We start from the raw sequence: 15,274 nt of genomic DNA, 5'->3' as shown, positions 1-15,274 counted from the left end.
AAAAGTAGATTGGAGGTCCAAATATGACACCAGAAAAAATCGCTCGTATTAATGAACTTGCTAAAAAGAAAAAAACAGAAGGCTTGACTGCGGAAGAAAAAGTAGAACAAGCTAAACTTCGTGAAGAATATATCGAAGGCTATCGTCGTTCAGTACGTCATCACGTTGAAGGAATCAAAATCGTCGATGAAGATGGTAATGATGTGACTCCTGAAAAACTTCGTCAAGTACAACGCGAAAAAGGTTTACACGGCCGTAGTCTTGATGATCCGAATTCATAAATAAAAAAATTCTCGGTTTGTATGTGCGAACCGAGATTTCTATTATAAAAAAGGAACCATTTTGGGTTCCTTTTTGTTAGTTATTAGTTACTTGCACCAGAAGTAGCATCAGCAGCTCCGTGGCCACCATCACCATGTCCTCCAGCGTCAGATGCACCAGAAGTAGCATCGGCATCTCCGTGACCTCCAGCAGCAGGAGCAAAAGGTCCGCTACCGCCTACCAAACGTTGACCAGTTTCTTTCAAGTACCAGTCAAGCCATGGTTGGAAGTTAAAGACAATTTCATTGATACCAGCATATGATCCATCAGGATAGTACATAGCTTGGTAGTTGTGAGTATTGATAACACCTGCAGGTGAACCAGGAACAATTGTACGTACGTATTCTTGGTTGCCATTGCGAAGCGTACCAATAACCCACTCAACGTTTTTCATACGTGCAGGTGGAAGTGATCCGTGAACTGTTGACATACGGCTACCAGATTGAGGTGGTACACGTTTCGCAAACATTGTTTCTGGATCTTGGTGAGCGTTGTTGTAGTATAGGAATTGGTTGTTGTCATCAGCATATGTCAATTCAAAAGGCATAGCTTTCAAGAACATATCGATTTGGTTAACTGTAAGGATACCATGGTCAAGTTTAACGTATGTATCACCTGAAACAGCTCCTGTGATTTCTGCAACTTTTTCTACCCATTCTGGATCATCAGGGTCAACTTCTGTAATAGTTGTGGCAATTGGTTTTCCACAATCCAAGTCTTCTGGTTCAATTGGTTTTGGTTTTTTCAAATTAGAAACGACTCCTACGTATTTGACAAAGTTATCTAAGCAAGTTTCAAGGAATTTAACAGTTCCTTCGTTAATAATATTTCCTTTTGCATCAAAAGCTTCTTTGGCTTTTCCAAGAAGGAACTCATTACCTGGTAATGTGTAGGCATTTACTCCTGGTGCATCAAGAATTTTACGAAGGTGAACTTGAGCACGTGAAGTTCCTTGATCGTAGTATGAAGCACCCACAATCATAACAGGTTTGTTTTCAAATGGATGAACTTCGTATGAAAGCCATTCAAGGACTGACTTAAGTGAAGCAGAAATAGTGTGGTTGTGCTCTGGAGTAGCAATAATCACACCATCAGCTCGAGTGATTTTGTTGTAAAGAAGGCGCAACTGGAAGATCTCGTCCCATTTTTCGTCTTGGTTAAACATTGGAACTTCATCGATTTCCAAAACTTCTAGTTCAAATTTAAATTTAAACTGACGGCGGATGAACTCCAAGAGTTTGCGGTTATATGATTGATCGTAGTTTGATCCAACAAGTCCAACAAATTTCATTCTTTCGATCTCCTATCTTACAAATTTTCCCAATCAAAATCTTCAGCATCTTTGCGAAGAAGTTCTTGTGCGTTACGCAATTTCTCGGTAACTTTAACAAAGATACGGAAGTCATCAAAGATGGCATCCAATTTCTTGATGACATCAAGATCTACCAAGTCACCATTTTGATCAAATGCTTGAAGAGAATGTGAAAGCAAGAATTCATCTGGGAGAACATTTGCTTTGATTTCAGGAGCATTAAGAATTTGACGAAGTTGCAATTGAGCACGTGATGAACCGAGTGTACCATATGAAGCACCTGTAATCATGACAGGTTTGTTCAAAAGTGGGAATACACCATATGAAATCCAAGCAAGAGCGCTCATAAGAACAGCTGGGATTGAGTGGTCGTATTCGGGCGTACCGATAATAACTCCATCAGCAGCTTCGATTTTAGCAGCGATTTCCGTAGCTTCAGCTGGGATTTGTTTGTCAGCTGGTTTGTTAAATACAGGCAGATCTTTAATTTCTACCAATTCGATTTCTGCTTTATCAGCAAAGTGTTTCTGCATATATTGAAGCAGTTGGCGGTTTGTGGAACGTTTTGAGTTAGTTCCTACAATAGCAATAAGTTTAAGCATGGGCTTTCCTTTCTCTTTTTGCATTATTAATTATTTTTCGTTGGATACCAGATGAACAAGCTAAGCGTCCATCTTTGTCAATGAGGATGGCTTCGATACCATCGATATTTTCGACTTGCCACATAATAGAGGCACTGCGTTCGCCAAATAACCGTGTGGTCCATATCTCGCCGTCAACAGAGTGGTCAGATATAATGGTTAAACTAGCTAAATCCGTTTCAATAGGATAGCCTGTTTCACTATCGAAAATGTGGTGATAATCCTTGCCATTGATTTCAAGATGCCGTTCATAAATCCCAGATGTAACCACTGATTTTCCAGTAATGGATAAGGTCATCAGGTGATTACCGCGTGGATTACTTGGATCTTGAATGCCAATTTGCCACGGACGTCCATCTTTTGCTTGGTTGTTCCCAATTGTGAGGATGTTTCCTCCAAGATTGATAAGAGCAGAAGTGACGCCGTTTTCTTTTAAGAAAGCTGCAACCTTATCTGCACTGTACCCCTTTGCTAAACACCCTAAGTCAATTTTCATTCCCTTTTTTTCTAGGAAAACTGTAGAATTGACTGAATCGAGTTTAATAAAATGAGGGTCTATTAGTGGTAAGACCGAAGCAATTTCTTCAGGGCTTGCAACCTTTGCATCGGAAAAACCGATACGCCAGGTTTGAACCAAAGGCCCTATACTAATATTGAGATGACTTTTAGGAGCTAGACTGTGTTCTAGACCTAATGAAATCAGCTCAAACAAATCAGGGTGGACTTTAACTGGGGCAATACCTGCCTGATAGTTAATTTCCATTAATTCAGATTCAGTACTGTTAGCATTGAAGCGGAATTCAAGTTCCTTGAGCAAATCAAAAGCTTGACGGAGAAGATTATCGGCTTGTTCATGTACTAAGGAAATAGTAATCGTAGTTCCCATTAATCGCTCAGATGATGAACTAAGAGACAAAGAATCAACTCCCTTCGAATCACTGGGAAATAGTTACAAATCTTGAATTAATATGAAATTTAAAATTTATAATCTATTTCCATATAAATAGAATATCATAAAGTCAGCGTTTTCACAAATCATTTTTTACAAAAAGTCAAGAAATATGCTTAAAAAATTAAAAACAGCTCCAAATCAATAAGAAGTCTTTGAAAACAAATTGATATATCTTTCAAAAACTTTCTTAAATAACATCAAACTGGTCAAAAGTCTTGAAAACGTTCACAGATAATGGTATACTTGAAAGGTAAATAAAAAAATAAAGGTAGGATTTATCTTATGAGTAAAATCGTAGTCGTGGGTGCTAACCACGCTGGAACTGCATGTATCAACACTATGTTGGACAACTTTGGAAACGAAAACGAAATCGTTGTATTTGACCAAAACTCAAACATTTCATTCCTTGGATGTGGAATGGCTCTTTGGATTGGTGAACAAATCGACGGCGCTGAAGGATTGTTCTACTCTGATAAAGAAAAATTGGAAGCAAAAGGTGCTAAAGTTTACATGAACTCACCTGTTCTTTCAATCGACTATGACAATAAAGTTGTGACAGCAGAAGTTGAAGGTCAAGAACACAAAGAGTCTTATGATAAATTGATCTTTGCGACTGGTTCAACTCCAATCTTGCCACCAATCGAAGGCGTTGAAATCGTTAAAGGTAACCGTGAGTTCAAAGCAACTCTTGAAAACGTACAATTCGTTAAATTGTACCAAAACGCAGAAGAAGTTATCAACAAACTTGCTGACAAGAGCAAACACCTTGAGCGTATCGCTGTTGTAGGTGGTGGTTACATCGGTGTTGAGCTTGCTGAAGCTTTCGAACGTCTTGGAAAAGAAGTTGTACTTGTTGATATCGTTGACACTGTATTGAACGGATACTATGACAAAGACTTCACACAAATGATGGCTAAAAACTTGGAAGACCACAACATCCGTTTGGCACTTGGTCAAACTGTTAAAGCTATCGAAGGTGAAGAAAAAGTTGAACGCTTGATCACTGATAAAGAAACATTTGATGTGGATATGGTTGTTCTTGCAGTTGGTTTCCGTCCAAACACTGCACTTGCTGATGGTAAGATCGAACTCTTCCGTAACGGTGCTTTCCTTGTTGACAAGAAACAAGAAACATCTATCCCAGGTGTATATGCTGTTGGTGACTGTGCGACTGTTTATGATAACGCTCGTAAAGACACTAGCTACATCGCTCTTGCTTCAAACGCTGTTCGTACTGGTATCGTTGGTGCTTACAACGCTTGTGGACATGAGCTTGAAGGAATCGGTGTTCAAGGATCAAACGGTATCTCAATCTATGGTCTTCACATGGTTTCAACTGGTTTGACACTTGAAAAAGCAAAAGCTGCAGGTTACAATGCAACTGAAACTGGATTTAACGACCTTCAAAAACCAGAATTTATGAAGCATGACAACTATGAAGTAGCTATCAAGATCGTCTTTGATAAAGACAGCCGTGAAATCCTTGGTGCTCAAATGGTATCTCGTGATTCAGCAATTAGCATGGGAATTCACATGTTCTCACTTGCAATTCAAGAACACGTTACAATTGATAAATTAGCATTGACAGACCTATTCTTCTTGCCACACTTCAATAAACCATACAACTACATCACAATGGCTGCACTTACAGCAGAAAAATAATTGATGATATGACAAAAAAAGTAACTTCAACTATTGAAGTTACTTTTTTATTTTAAGGTTAAGAAACCTCGTCTCTTGCTGGGAAAGTAAACCCTTCTCCAAGGATTTCGTGAGCTTCCGTGATAGTGATAAAGGCCATCGGATCAACTGTATGAATCATTTCTTTCATCTTCACGATTTCATTTCTTGCGACAATACAGTAAATAATCTTTAAGTCCTTTTGGCTATAGTAGCCTTGTCCTGAGATAAAGGTAACACCACGACCGAGTTCTTCATTAATTTTATCAGCTAATTCCATCGGTTTTTGAGTGATAATCATAAATCCTTTTCCAGCATATCCACCCTCACCGATTAAGTCAATAACTCTTGAAACGATGAAGTCAAATAAGAGAGTATAGGTTACAAGACGTAGGTCTTGGAAGATGATTAAAATCAACATTAGAATCAGAAAATCAAGTCCAAAAAGCAATTTTCCAACAGAGATATTGGTGTATTTATTAAGGATACGAGCGACAATATCGGTTCCACCAGTTGTTCCACCCGCATTGAAAATAACACCAAGCCCAACACCTAGGAGGACACCAGCTACTAAAGCAACCACAACGAGATCTCCTTCAAGGTTAAACTGAAGAGGAATCTTCTCAAAGATAGCTAACCAGACGGAGACGGCAATGGTTCCAAGTAGACTGGAATACAGTGATCTTAGTCCAAATATTTTCCAAGCTAGTAGGAAGAGAGGGATATTAATCAAGATATTCATCAGCGAAATAGGGATATTAAAGAGATAGTAGGTAATCAAGGTTATCCCTGTTGCTCCACCTTCGAACAAGTGATGTGGAACAACAAAATAAGTAAGTCCGAAGGCGAAGATAGCAGCTCCGAATATAATAGTTATAGTTGGTTTAATATGCCGTAGCATTGAGCTCCCCTCCTATTTTTGTGTAAAAGTGAAGTAATAATATTTTTAAAATAAGACTGATATTACAACTTCATGGATTCAATTTTCTCGGAATCAGGTGTAACACGAAGAGTTTTTTGCCCGGTATAGGTAACAAAACCAGGTTTTCCACCAGTCGGTTTATTGAGTTTTTTAACCTCAATCATATCCACTTGAACGAGATTAGAAAGACGTCCTTTCGAATAGTAGGCTGCGAGTTCTGCAGCATCCGTCTTGACTTCGTCAGAAGGATTCAGGTTTCCTGAGATGACCACGTGGCTTCCTGGGATATCCTTAGCATGGAACCAAAGTTCCTCTTTGCGTGCAATCTTAAAGGTTAATTCCTCATTTTGAAGATTGTTTCGTCCAACGAGAATAATGGTTTTCCCATCGCTAGCCAGATATTTCTCTGGCTTTTTACGCTTTTGAATTTTTTCGCGTTGGCGTCTTCTAATAAAGCCTGTTTGAATTAATTCTTCACGAATTTCAGCAATTTCATCTAGCCCAGCTTGGTTGAGGACTGTTTCGACGCTTTCCAGATAGAGAATAGTAGCCTTTGTTTCTTCGATTAATTCAGTCAGATATTTAACAGCCTCTTTTAACTTCTGATAACGTTTGAAGTATTTTTGAGCATTTTGATTTGGTGTTAAAGCCTTATCAAGTGCGATTGTAATTGGCTGATTGGTGTAGTAGTTATCTAAGACGACTTGGTCTTGGTCATTTGGAACTTGATGAAGAAAAGTCGTTAGTAATTCACCTTTTTGTCGAAATTCCTCAGCGTTTTCAGTAGCCTGAAGTTCTTTTTCTTGCTTCTTAAGCTTTTGACGATTTTTTTGTAGTTCATTTTCAACACGACGAATGAGTTCACTAGCCTGTTGTTTGACGCGATCACGTTCTGCCTTATCTTTGTAAAAAACATCAAGAAGTTGAGATAAGCTTGAAAAATGTCCTTCGATTTTAGTTGAAAAAGGGACACAAGAAAAAGACTTATCAGTTAAGCATGGGTTGGTTTCTTGCTTAAAAAAGCCACGAAAATTGGAAAGCCTATCATCAGTTAATAAATTCTCTAATTCAATTGCTGTATCACGGCCTAAACCTTGAAAGAGGCTTTGAAGGTTTTTAGCTGTCAATTCCTGTGTTTGTAGGATTTCAAAAAGTTTTTCATCCTTAATGGTAAAAGGATTTAGGGCCTCTGTACTTGGTGGGGCTATGTAAGTTGCACCAGGTAGGAGTGTACGGTAACTATTTTGAGAGAAACCAATGTGCTTGATCACCTCAAGAACTTTGTTGCTAGACTTATCTACGAGGAGGATATTACTATGTTTACCCATAATCTCAATGATGAGGGTGGCTTGAATATCGTCTCCAATCTCATTCTTGTTAGAAACAGTGATTTCAACGATTCGATCGTTTTCAATCTGCTCGATAGACTCGATAACAGCACCCTGTAAATATTTCCTTAAAACCATGATAAAGGTAGAAGGTTGAGCAGGGTTTTCAAAGGTCGTTTCTGTCAACTGGATGCGTCCAAAAACAGGATGAGCAGAAAGGAGCAGACGATGACTTTGGCGATTGCTACGGATTTGTAAGACCAATTCTTGATCAAAGGGTTGATTAATTTTTTGAATGCGACCGTTTAGTAGTTCAGCTCGCAATTCCTCAACCATGTAGTGTAAAAAAAATCCATCAAATGACATGGTTCTCTCCTTATGAATGTATTCTATAGTATTATATCAAAAAGGTAGAATAAAATCATAGAAATATGGTATAATAAAGCCAAGTAAAGAGAATCGAGAAACGCATGTATATTGAAATGGTAGATGAAACTGGTCAGGTTTCTAAAGAAATTTTAAAGCAAACCCAAGAAATTTTAGAATTTGCTGCTAAAAAAATTGGAAAAGAAGGCAAGGAGATGGCAGTCACTTTTGTGACCAATGAACGCAGTCATGAACTCAATCTAGAGTTTCGTGATACTGACCGTCCAACAGACGTTATCAGCCTTGAATATAAGCCTGAATTAGAGATTACCTTTGATGAAGAAGATTTGGCAGAAGATCCTGACTTAGCAGAAATGATGTCAGAATTTGATTCTTATATCGGCGAGTTATTCATTTCAATTGATAAAGCGCATGAGCAAGCTGAAGAGTACGGTCATAGTTTCGAACGTGAAATGGGCTTTTTAGCTGTGCACGGTTTTTTACACATAAACGGTTATGATCACTACACTCCGGAAGAAGAAGCGGAGATGTTCGGTTTACAAGAAGAAATTTTAACAGCCTATGGACTCACAAGACAATAAACGAAAATGGAAGAATCGCGACTTGCTCTCAAGTTTAGATTTTGCCCTGACAGGTATTTTTACTGCTATAAAAGAAGAGCGTAATATGAGAAAGCATGCAGTGACTTCTCTCTTAGTTCTACTTGCAGGCATTGTTTTTCAAGTTTCCAGAATTGAATGGCTCTTTCTCCTATTAAGCATTTTTTTAGTAATCGCTTTTGAGATTTTGAATTCTGCTATAGAGAATGTAGTGGATTTGGCTAGCCATTATCACTTCGATATGCTTGCAAAGAAGGCTAAAGACATGGCTGCAGGTGCAGTTCTTGTAGTGTCTTTATTTGCTGCAGTGACTGGACTTATTATTTTCATCCCTAGGATTTGGGATTTGCTATTTTAAACATTATAGAGGTAACTATGACATTTAAATCAGGCTTTGTAGCCATTTTAGGACGTCCCAATGTTGGGAAGTCAACTTTTTTGAATCATGTCATGGGGCAAAAGATTGCCATCATGAGTGATAAGGCGCAGACAACGCGCAACAAGATTATGGGAATCTACACCACGGATAAGGAACAAATCGTCTTTATCGATACCCCAGGGATTCATAAGCCTAAGACTGCCCTTGGAGACTTCATGGTTGAGTCTGCCTATAGCACTCTTCGTGAAGTCGATACAGTTCTCTTCATGGTTCCAGCAGATGAACCACGCGGGAAGGGCGACGATATGATCATCGAACGCCTCAAGGCTGCTAAAGTACCAGTCATTCTCGTGGTAAACAAGATTGACAAGGTGCACCCAGACCAACTTTTGGCTCAAATCGATGATTTCCGTAATCAGATGGACTTTAAGGAAATTGTACCGATTTCAGCCCTTCAAGGAAATAATGTTTCCCATTTGATTGATATTTTGAGCGAAAACTTAGAAGAAGGTTTCCAATATTTTCCAGCTGATCAAATTACAGATCACCCAGAGCGTTTCCTAGTATCAGAGATGATTCGTGAAAAAGTTTTATACTTAACGCGTGAGGAAATTCCACACTCAGTTGCAGTAGTGGTTGATTCTATGAAACGAGATGAGGAAACCGATAAAGTTCATATCCGAGCAACTATTATGGTTGAGCGTGATAGCCAAAAAGGGATTATCATTGGTAAAGGTGGTGCTATGCTCAAGAAAATTGGTACCATGGCTCGTAAAGATATCGAACTCATGCTAGGGGACAAGGTCTTCCTAGAAACATGGGTCAAAGTCAAGAAAAATTGGCGCGATAAGAAATTAGATCTTGCTGATTTTGGTTACAACGAAAAAGAATATTAAGAAGAGGTGGGCAGTAGCCTGCTTCTTGTTTTTAGAAAAGGAGGAGCTATGCCTGAATTACCAGAAGTTGAGACTGTCCGACGTGGTCTGGAAAAATTAATTCTGGGGAAGAAGATTTCATACATTGACATTCGTTACCCCAAGATGATTAAAACTGATTTGCCTGAATTTCAGAAGGAAATGCCTGGTCAAGTCATTCAATCAATTGGACGTCGTGGCAAGTATCTACTTTTCTATTTATCTGATAAAGTCCTTATCTCACATTTGAGAATGGAAGGCAAGTATTTTTATTACCCAGACCAAGTTCCAGAACGTAAACACGCCCATGTTTTGATTCATTTTGAGGATGGAGGGACTTTAGTCTATGAGGATGTCCGTAAATTTGGTACCTTGGAACTGTTAGCACCCGAACTCTTGGATTCTTACTTTATTTCAAAAAAACTTGGTCCGGAACCGACTGAGCAGGATTTTGATTTAGGGAGTTTTAAACTTGCCTTGAAAAAATCTAAAAAACCAATCAAATCGCATCTTCTCGACCAGACTTTGGTTGCAGGGTTGGGAAATATCTATGTTGATGAAGTTCTTTGGAGAGCGAAAGTCCATCCTTCTAGAACCTCTAATAGTTTAACAGCACAAGAGGCTAGAAAAGTCCATGATGAAACGATCAATGTTTTAGGTCAGGCGGTTGAAAAGGGTGGTTCAACCATTCGCACCTATACCAATGCATTTGGAGAAGATGGCACCATGCAGGAATTCCATCAAGTATATGACAAGGCAGGTCAAGCTTGTTCGCGTTGTGAAACCATCATCGAAAAAATTCAATTAGGTGGTCGTGGAACCCACTTTTGTCCTAAGTGTCAAAGGAGGAAGTGATGGGAAAAATAATCGGAATTACTGGTGGTATTGCGTCAGGTAAGTCCACTGTCACAGAATTTTTAAGACAAAAAGGGTTTCAAGTTGTAGATGCGGATGCAGTCGTCCACCAACTACAAAAACCTGGTGGACGACTCTATCAGGTTTTAGTGGAGCATTTTGGGGAGAAGGTCCTTCTTGAAAATGGTGAACTGAATCGTCCCTTACTTGCTAGCCTTATTTTTTCAAATCCTGAAGAGCAAGAATGGTCTAAGAGAACTCAAGGTGAGATTATTCGTGAGGAGTTAGCTGCATTACGAAATCAGTTTGCTCAGACAGAAGCTCTCTTTTTCATGGATATCCCCCTACTTTTTGAGCAGAACTATGCTTCATGGTTTGACGAAACTTGGTTAGTCTATGTAAATCGTGATGTTCAATTGGAGCGATTAATGAAACGAGACCAACTTTCAAAAGAAGCAGCTGAATCCCGTTTAAACTCTCAATGGCCTTTAGAAAGAAAAATTAGTCTGGCTAGTCACAGTCTAGACAATAATGGAAATCAGGAACAGTTGATAGCTCAAGTAGTTCAGTTGCTTGAAGAAATGTGTCTATAAATTAACATTGTTAGGAAGGAGAATTTTGGTATTGTTTGTTCAAATCATCTTAGATTGAAATAGTATCAAATACAAAAAATCTAGTGCGTGTAAAAATTAATCTAAAATGCTCCTCTTGTGGCAGCATGAATTATCTAACCAGTAAGAACTCCAAAACACATCCAGATAAGATTGAAGTCTTAAAGTATTGTCCTAAAGAAAGAAAAGTGACTCTACATCTTGAATCTAAGTAGAAATTATGGTAGAATAATAGGGATTTTAAGGAGTTTGATATGTATAACCTATTATTAACCATTTTATTAGTATTATCTGTTGTGATTGTGATTGCAATTTTTATGCAACCAACTAAAAATCAATCTAGCAATGTATTTGATGCCAGCTCAGGTGATTTGTTTGAACGTAGCAAAGCGCGTGGTTTTGAAGCCGTAATGCAACGTTTGACAGGAATCTTAGTCTTTTTCTGGCTAGCCATTGCCTTAGCATTGACGGTATTATCAAGTAGATAAGAAAATAATGGGCGGGACCAGGTCTTTGCCTATTTTTATTTTAAAAAGAAATAAGGTTTTACACCAAAAAGAAATTATTATAAATCTAGAAAGAAAACATGAAAGATAAAATAAAAGAATATTTACAAGAGAAGGGACGAGTCACAGTTAATGACTTGGCTCAAGCTCTAGGAAAGGATGGATCCAAGGATTTTCGTGAGTTAATCAAAACCCTTTCCTTGATGGAACGTAAGCATCAGATTCGCTTTGAAGATGATGGTAGTCTAACCTTAGACCAGAAGAAAAAACATGAGATTACCCTAAAAGGGGTCTTCCATGCCCATAAAAATGGCTTCGGCTTTGTTAGTCTTGAAGGCGAGGAAGACGATCTTTTTGTAGGAAAAAATGATGTTAACTATGCCATTGATGGCGATACTGTTGAGATTGTGATCAAAAAGGTTGCAGATCGTCAAAAAGGAACAGCAGCTGAAGCTAAGATAATTGATATTTTAGAACACAGTTTGACGACGGTAGTTGGTCAAATCGTTCTTGATGAGGAAAAACCCAAGTATGCAGGTTATATCCGTTCAAAAAATCAAAAGATTAGTCAACCAATCTACGTTAAAAAGCCAGCTATTCAATTAGAAGGTACAGAAGTTCTCAAGGTCTTTATCGATAAGTACCCAAGTAAGAAACACGATTTCTTTGTCGCTAGTGTCCTAGATGTGGTTGGACATTCTACAGATGCAGGGATTGATGTCCTCGAGGTCTTGGAATCAATGGACATTGTGTCCGAGTTTCCAGAAGCTGTTCTTAAAGAAGCGGAGAGTGTTCCGGATGCACCATCAGAGAAGGATCTGGAAGGTCGTCTGGACTTAAGAGATGAAATTACCTTTACCATTGATGGAGCAGATGCAAAAGATTTGGATGACGCTGTTCATATCAAACCATTGAAAAATGGAAATATCGAACTAGGTGTTCACATTGCCGATGTCTCCTACTATGTGACAGAGGGTTCTGCTCTTGACAAGGAAGCTCTCAATCGCGCGACCTCTGTCTACGTGACAGACCGTGTAGTTCCAATGCTACCAGAGCGCCTCTCAAACGGAATCTGTTCTCTTAACCCTCAAGTGGACCGCTTGACTCAGTCTGCTATTATGGAGATTGATAAAAATGGTCGTGTTCGTAATTATACGATTACACAGACTGTTATCAAGACAAGTTTTCGTATGACTTATAGTGATGTCAATGATATTTTAGCTGGTGACGAGGAGAAGAGACAAGACTATAAGAAAATTGTTCCTAGTATCGAACTTATGGCTAAGCTCCATGAGACTTTGGAAAGTATGCGAATCAAGCGTGGTGCTTTAAATTTTGATACCAATGAAGCTAAGATTTTAGTCGATAAAAAAGGCAAGCCAGTTGATATTGTTCTTCGTCATCGTGGTGTTGCTGAACGTATGATTGAGTCCTTTATGCTGATTGCAAACGAAACAGTTGCCGAGCACTTTAGCAAGCTGGACCTACCTTTTATCTATCGTATCCATGAGGAACCTAAAGCTGAAAAAGTTCAGAAATTTATTGATTACGCTTCAAGTTTTGGATTACGTATCTATGGAACTGCCAGTGAGATTAGTCAAGAAGCACTTCAAGACATCATGCGTGCTGTTGAAGGTGAGCCATATGCGGATGTATTATCCATGATGCTTCTGCGTTCCATGCAGCAGGCTCGTTATTCTGAGCATAATCACGGTCACTATGGATTAGCTGCAGACTACTACACTCACTTTACCAGCCCAATTCGTCGTTATCCTGACCTTCTTGTTCACCGGATGATTCGTGACTATGGACGTTCTAAGGATGTAGCAGATCATTTTGAACAGGTCATTCCAGAGATTGCGACCCAGTCTTCAAACCGTGAGCGCCGTGCCATCGAGGCAGAGCGTGAAGTCGAAGCTATGAAAAAAGCTGAGTACATGGAAGAGTATGTTGGTGAAGAGTATGATGCAGTTGTTTCAAGTATCGTTAAATTTGGTCTTTTTGTTGAATTGCCAAATACAGTCGAAGGCTTGATTCACATTACCAATCTGCCTGAATTTTACCATTTTAATGAACGTGATTTGACCCTCCGCGGGGAGAAATCAGGAATTACTTTCCGAGTGGGACAACAGATACGTATTCGTGTCGAAAGAGCGGATAAGATGACTGGTGAGATCGATTTCTCCTTTATTCCAAGTGAATTTGATGTCATTGAGAAAGGTCTGAAAGGCTCTGGTCGTAAGGATAGAGGGCGTCGTTCGGATAAGAAAGAAGACAAGAGAATATCTGGTCGCTTAGGTGATAAGCGCAAGCATTCTCCAAAAGACAAGAAGAAAAAAAGCAAGAAACCTTTTTATAAGGAAGTAGCAAAGAAAGGAGCCAAGCATGGCAAAGGGCGAGGGAAAAGTCGTCGCGCAAAATAAAAAAGCGCACCACGACTATACAATCGTAGATACGCTAGAAGCAGGAATGGTCCTGACAGGAACAGAAATCAAGAGTGTTCGAGCAGCCCGCATCAATCTGAAAGATGGTTTTGCCCAAGTGAAAAATGGGGAAGTTTGGCTGAGTAATGTCCATATCGCTCCTTATGAAGAGGGCAACATCTGGAACCAGGAGCCAGAACGTCGTCGAAAACTCCTCCTTCATAAAAAACAAATCCAGAAATTAGAGCAAGAAACCAAAGGAACAGGAATGACGCTGGTTCCTCTTAAAGTTTATATCAAAGATGGCTATGCCAAGTTACTTTTAGGACTTGCAAAAGGGAAACACGATTACGATAAACGTGAGTCTATCAAACGCCGCGAGCAAGATCGTGATATTGCGCGTGTTATGAAAGCTGTTAATCACCGATAGAAAGAGTGAAGAATATGGAAAAACTAGTTGCCTACAAACGCATGCCTGTCTGGAATAAAGACACCATGCCAGAAGCTGTTCAAAGAAAACACAATACTAAGGTCGGAACCTGGGGCAAGATTACTGTATTAAAAGGGACTCTTAAGTTTATTGAGTTGACTGAAGACGGGGAAGTTTTAGCCGAGCACTTTTTTGAAGCAGGTGCTGATAATCCTATGGCACAACCTCAAGCTTGGCACAGAGTAGAAGCTGCCACAGAAGATGTGGAATGGTACTTGGAATTTTATTGTAAAGCAGAGGATTATTTTCCCAAGAAATACAATACTAATCCAGTCCATTCGGAAGTTTTAGAAGCTATGGATACAGTAAAACCATGTAAGGCACTAGACCTAGGATGTGGTCAAGGAAGAAATGCACTCTTTCTAGCTCAACATGGATTTGATGTCACAGCTGTAGATCAAAATGAGCTATCTCTTGAAATCTTGCAAAGCATTGTGGAGCAAGAAGATTTAGAAATGCCTGTCGGTATCTACGATATCAATTCAGCTAGCATTGGACAAACTTATGATTTTATCGTATCAACGGTTGTTCTTATGTTTTTACAAGCAGATCGCATTCCAGCTATTATTCAAAACATGCAGGAACAAACCTCAATTGGAGGTTACAATTTGATAGTGTGTGCTATGGATACAGAAGATTATCCATGTTCTGTTCATTTCCCATTTACCTTCAAAGAGGGTGAGTTGGCAGACTACTACAAGGATTGGGAGTTAGTCAAGTACAATGAAAATTCTGGCCATCTCCACCGTCGTGATGAAAACGGAAATCGTATCCAACTACGCTTTGCGACCATGTTGGCTAAAAAAGTAAAATAAATGAATAAAAGGGATAGAGAGCAGTCGTTTTCTATTCCTTATTTGTTACCCTAATAAGAAAGGGAAATCTCAATTTATGCTATACTAGAAGTAGGAGAAGTCGATGAAATTAATCAGAATTGTGATAGTTTTAAAACGA

At 39.0% G+C, this 15,274-nt stretch carries 17 protein-coding genes; 12 read left to right on the top strand and 5 right to left on the bottom strand.

What is annotated here, in order from left to right; all coding sequences use genetic code 11:
* The first annotated feature begins 23 nt into the window (after positions 1–23).
* Complete coding sequence (locus tag ACLNCS_RS00580) at positions 24–281, top strand: DUF896 family protein (protein WP_070678121.1); 258 nt, start codon at positions 24–26, stop codon at positions 279–281.
* Between the two features lie 83 nt (positions 282–364).
* Here ACLNCS_RS00580 and ACLNCS_RS00575 read toward each other — a convergent pair whose 3' ends face one another.
* The 3 genes from ACLNCS_RS00575 to ACLNCS_RS00565 are packed head-to-tail and all read right to left on the bottom strand — an operon-like array spanning position 365 to position 3,190.
* Entirely contained in the window at positions 365–1,612 is a 1,248-nt protein-coding gene (locus ACLNCS_RS00575) for an NAD(P)H-dependent oxidoreductase (RefSeq protein ID WP_074324732.1), read from the bottom strand.
* Between the two features lie 17 nt (positions 1,613–1,629).
* On the bottom strand, positions 1,630–2,235 hold the full coding sequence (locus ACLNCS_RS00570) for an NADPH-dependent FMN reductase (protein ID WP_004252640.1): 606 nt from the start codon (positions 2,233–2,235) through the stop codon (positions 1,630–1,632).
* Positions 2,228–3,190, bottom strand: coding sequence for an FAD:protein FMN transferase (locus ACLNCS_RS00565; RefSeq protein ID WP_424846680.1), 963 nt, complete (start codon positions 3,188–3,190; stop codon positions 2,228–2,230). The genes ACLNCS_RS00570 and ACLNCS_RS00565 overlap by 8 nt, the downstream gene beginning before the upstream one ends.
* Positions 3,191–3,508: 318 nt before the next feature.
* On the opposite strand from ACLNCS_RS00565, the gene nox reads away from it, so the two are divergent.
* Complete coding sequence (gene nox / locus ACLNCS_RS00560) at positions 3,509–4,888, top strand: H2O-forming NADH oxidase (protein WP_424846678.1); 1,380 nt, start codon at positions 3,509–3,511, stop codon at positions 4,886–4,888.
* 58 nt (positions 4,889–4,946) lie between these two features.
* Here nox and ACLNCS_RS00555 read toward each other — a convergent pair whose 3' ends face one another.
* Together ACLNCS_RS00555 and ACLNCS_RS00550 are read right to left on the bottom strand one after the other, a co-directional pair.
* Positions 4,947–5,807, bottom strand: a complete 861-nt coding sequence (locus ACLNCS_RS00555) for a YitT family protein (protein WP_074324730.1) — start codon at positions 5,805–5,807, stop codon at positions 4,947–4,949.
* A gap of 62 nt (positions 5,808–5,869) precedes the next feature.
* Positions 5,870–7,522 carry an Rqc2 family fibronectin-binding protein gene (locus ACLNCS_RS00550; protein ID WP_424846676.1) on the bottom strand — a complete coding sequence of 551 codons (1,653 nt, stop codon included), beginning with the start codon at positions 7,520–7,522 and terminating at the stop codon, positions 5,870–5,872.
* A 104-nt stretch (positions 7,523–7,626) separates the two neighbouring features.
* Here ACLNCS_RS00550 and ybeY point away from each other — a divergent pair, with 104 nt between their 5' ends.
* The 10 genes from ybeY (at position 7,627) to tehB (ending at position 15,135) form a co-directional block, all read left to right on the top strand.
* On the top strand, positions 7,627–8,124 hold the full coding sequence (gene ybeY, locus ACLNCS_RS00545; RefSeq protein WP_070678133.1) for an rRNA maturation RNase YbeY: 498 nt from the start codon (positions 7,627–7,629) through the stop codon (positions 8,122–8,124).
* A complete protein-coding gene (locus tag ACLNCS_RS00540; RefSeq protein ID WP_004252647.1) occupies positions 8,105–8,500 on the top strand; it encodes a diacylglycerol kinase family protein in 396 nt (131 codons plus the stop codon). The genes ybeY and ACLNCS_RS00540 overlap by 20 nt, the downstream gene beginning before the upstream one ends.
* A 17-nt stretch (positions 8,501–8,517) precedes the next feature.
* Positions 8,518–9,417 carry a GTPase Era gene (gene era / locus ACLNCS_RS00535; protein ID WP_414257152.1) on the top strand — a complete coding sequence of 300 codons (900 nt, stop codon included), beginning with the start codon at positions 8,518–8,520 and terminating at the stop codon, positions 9,415–9,417.
* A gap of 48 nt (positions 9,418–9,465) precedes the next feature.
* A complete protein-coding gene (gene mutM, locus ACLNCS_RS00530; protein WP_254804289.1) occupies positions 9,466–10,290 on the top strand; it encodes a DNA-formamidopyrimidine glycosylase in 825 nt (274 codons plus the stop codon).
* Positions 10,290–10,883: a dephospho-CoA kinase gene (coaE, locus tag ACLNCS_RS00525; protein WP_254804288.1), complete on the top strand. Its 594-nt coding sequence runs from the start codon at positions 10,290–10,292 to the stop codon at positions 10,881–10,883. The genes mutM and coaE overlap by 1 nt, the downstream gene beginning before the upstream one ends.
* Positions 10,884–10,966: 83 nt before the next feature.
* The gene (gene rpmG, locus ACLNCS_RS00520) at positions 10,967–11,116 is read left to right on the top strand and encodes a 50S ribosomal protein L33 (protein ID WP_007519517.1); all 150 of its coding nucleotides are present in this window, start codon (positions 10,967–10,969) and stop codon (positions 11,114–11,116) included.
* Between the two features lie 39 nt (positions 11,117–11,155).
* Positions 11,156–11,389: a preprotein translocase subunit SecG gene (secG, locus tag ACLNCS_RS00515; RefSeq protein ID WP_000282517.1), complete on the top strand. Its 234-nt coding sequence runs from the start codon at positions 11,156–11,158 to the stop codon at positions 11,387–11,389.
* Positions 11,390–11,487: 98 nt separating this feature from the next.
* Positions 11,488–13,830 carry a ribonuclease R gene (gene rnr, locus ACLNCS_RS00510; protein WP_424846671.1) on the top strand — a complete coding sequence of 781 codons (2,343 nt, stop codon included), beginning with the start codon at positions 11,488–11,490 and terminating at the stop codon, positions 13,828–13,830.
* Positions 13,793–14,260, top strand: coding sequence for an SsrA-binding protein SmpB (gene smpB / locus ACLNCS_RS00505; protein ID WP_001051741.1), 468 nt, complete (start codon positions 13,793–13,795; stop codon positions 14,258–14,260). Before rnr ends, smpB begins: the two co-directional genes overlap by 38 nt.
* A gap of 14 nt (positions 14,261–14,274) precedes the next feature.
* Positions 14,275–15,135, top strand: coding sequence for an SAM-dependent methyltransferase TehB (gene tehB, locus ACLNCS_RS00500; RefSeq protein WP_414257144.1), 861 nt, complete (start codon positions 14,275–14,277; stop codon positions 15,133–15,135).
* Positions 15,136–15,274 lie beyond the last annotated feature (139 nt).

The organism is Streptococcus sp. CL9.43, from assembly GCF_049737935.1.
Lineage (GTDB): Bacteria > Bacillota > Bacilli > Lactobacillales > Streptococcaceae > Streptococcus > Streptococcus infantis_I.
This window is presented reverse-complemented; position numbering and strand designations above follow the sequence as displayed.

What these genes read in the sequence shown, in the direction of transcription:
- ACLNCS_RS00580 (WP_070678121.1), top strand. Translation starts at nt 24, where the DNA reads ATGACACCAGAAAAAATCGCTCGTATTAATGAACTTGCTAAAAAGAAA.
- ACLNCS_RS00575 (WP_074324732.1), bottom strand. Translation starts at nt 1,612, where the DNA reads ATGAAATTTGTTGGACTTGTTGGATCAAACTACGATCAATCATATAAC.
- ACLNCS_RS00570 (WP_004252640.1), bottom strand. Translation starts at nt 2,235, where the DNA reads ATGCTTAAACTTATTGCTATTGTAGGAACTAACTCAAAACGTTCCACA.
- nox (WP_424846678.1), top strand. Translation starts at nt 3,509, where the DNA reads ATGAGTAAAATCGTAGTCGTGGGTGCTAACCACGCTGGAACTGCATGT.
- ACLNCS_RS00555 (WP_074324730.1), bottom strand. Translation starts at nt 5,807, where the DNA reads ATGCTACGGCATATTAAACCAACTATAACTATTATATTCGGAGCTGCT.
- ACLNCS_RS00550 (WP_424846676.1), bottom strand. Translation starts at nt 7,522, where the DNA reads ATGTCATTTGATGGATTTTTTTTACACTACATGGTTGAGGAATTGCGA.
- ybeY (WP_070678133.1), top strand. Translation starts at nt 7,627, where the DNA reads ATGTATATTGAAATGGTAGATGAAACTGGTCAGGTTTCTAAAGAAATT.
- ACLNCS_RS00540 (WP_004252647.1), top strand. Translation starts at nt 8,105, where the DNA reads ATGGACTCACAAGACAATAAACGAAAATGGAAGAATCGCGACTTGCTC.
- era (WP_414257152.1), top strand. Translation starts at nt 8,518, where the DNA reads ATGACATTTAAATCAGGCTTTGTAGCCATTTTAGGACGTCCCAATGTT.
- mutM (WP_254804289.1), top strand. Translation starts at nt 9,466, where the DNA reads ATGCCTGAATTACCAGAAGTTGAGACTGTCCGACGTGGTCTGGAAAAA.
- coaE (WP_254804288.1), top strand. Translation starts at nt 10,290, where the DNA reads ATGGGAAAAATAATCGGAATTACTGGTGGTATTGCGTCAGGTAAGTCC.
- secG (WP_000282517.1), top strand. Translation starts at nt 11,156, where the DNA reads ATGTATAACCTATTATTAACCATTTTATTAGTATTATCTGTTGTGATT.
- rnr (WP_424846671.1), top strand. Translation starts at nt 11,488, where the DNA reads ATGAAAGATAAAATAAAAGAATATTTACAAGAGAAGGGACGAGTCACA.
- smpB (WP_001051741.1), top strand. Translation starts at nt 13,793, where the DNA reads ATGGCAAAGGGCGAGGGAAAAGTCGTCGCGCAAAATAAAAAAGCGCAC.
- tehB (WP_414257144.1), top strand. Translation starts at nt 14,275, where the DNA reads ATGGAAAAACTAGTTGCCTACAAACGCATGCCTGTCTGGAATAAAGAC.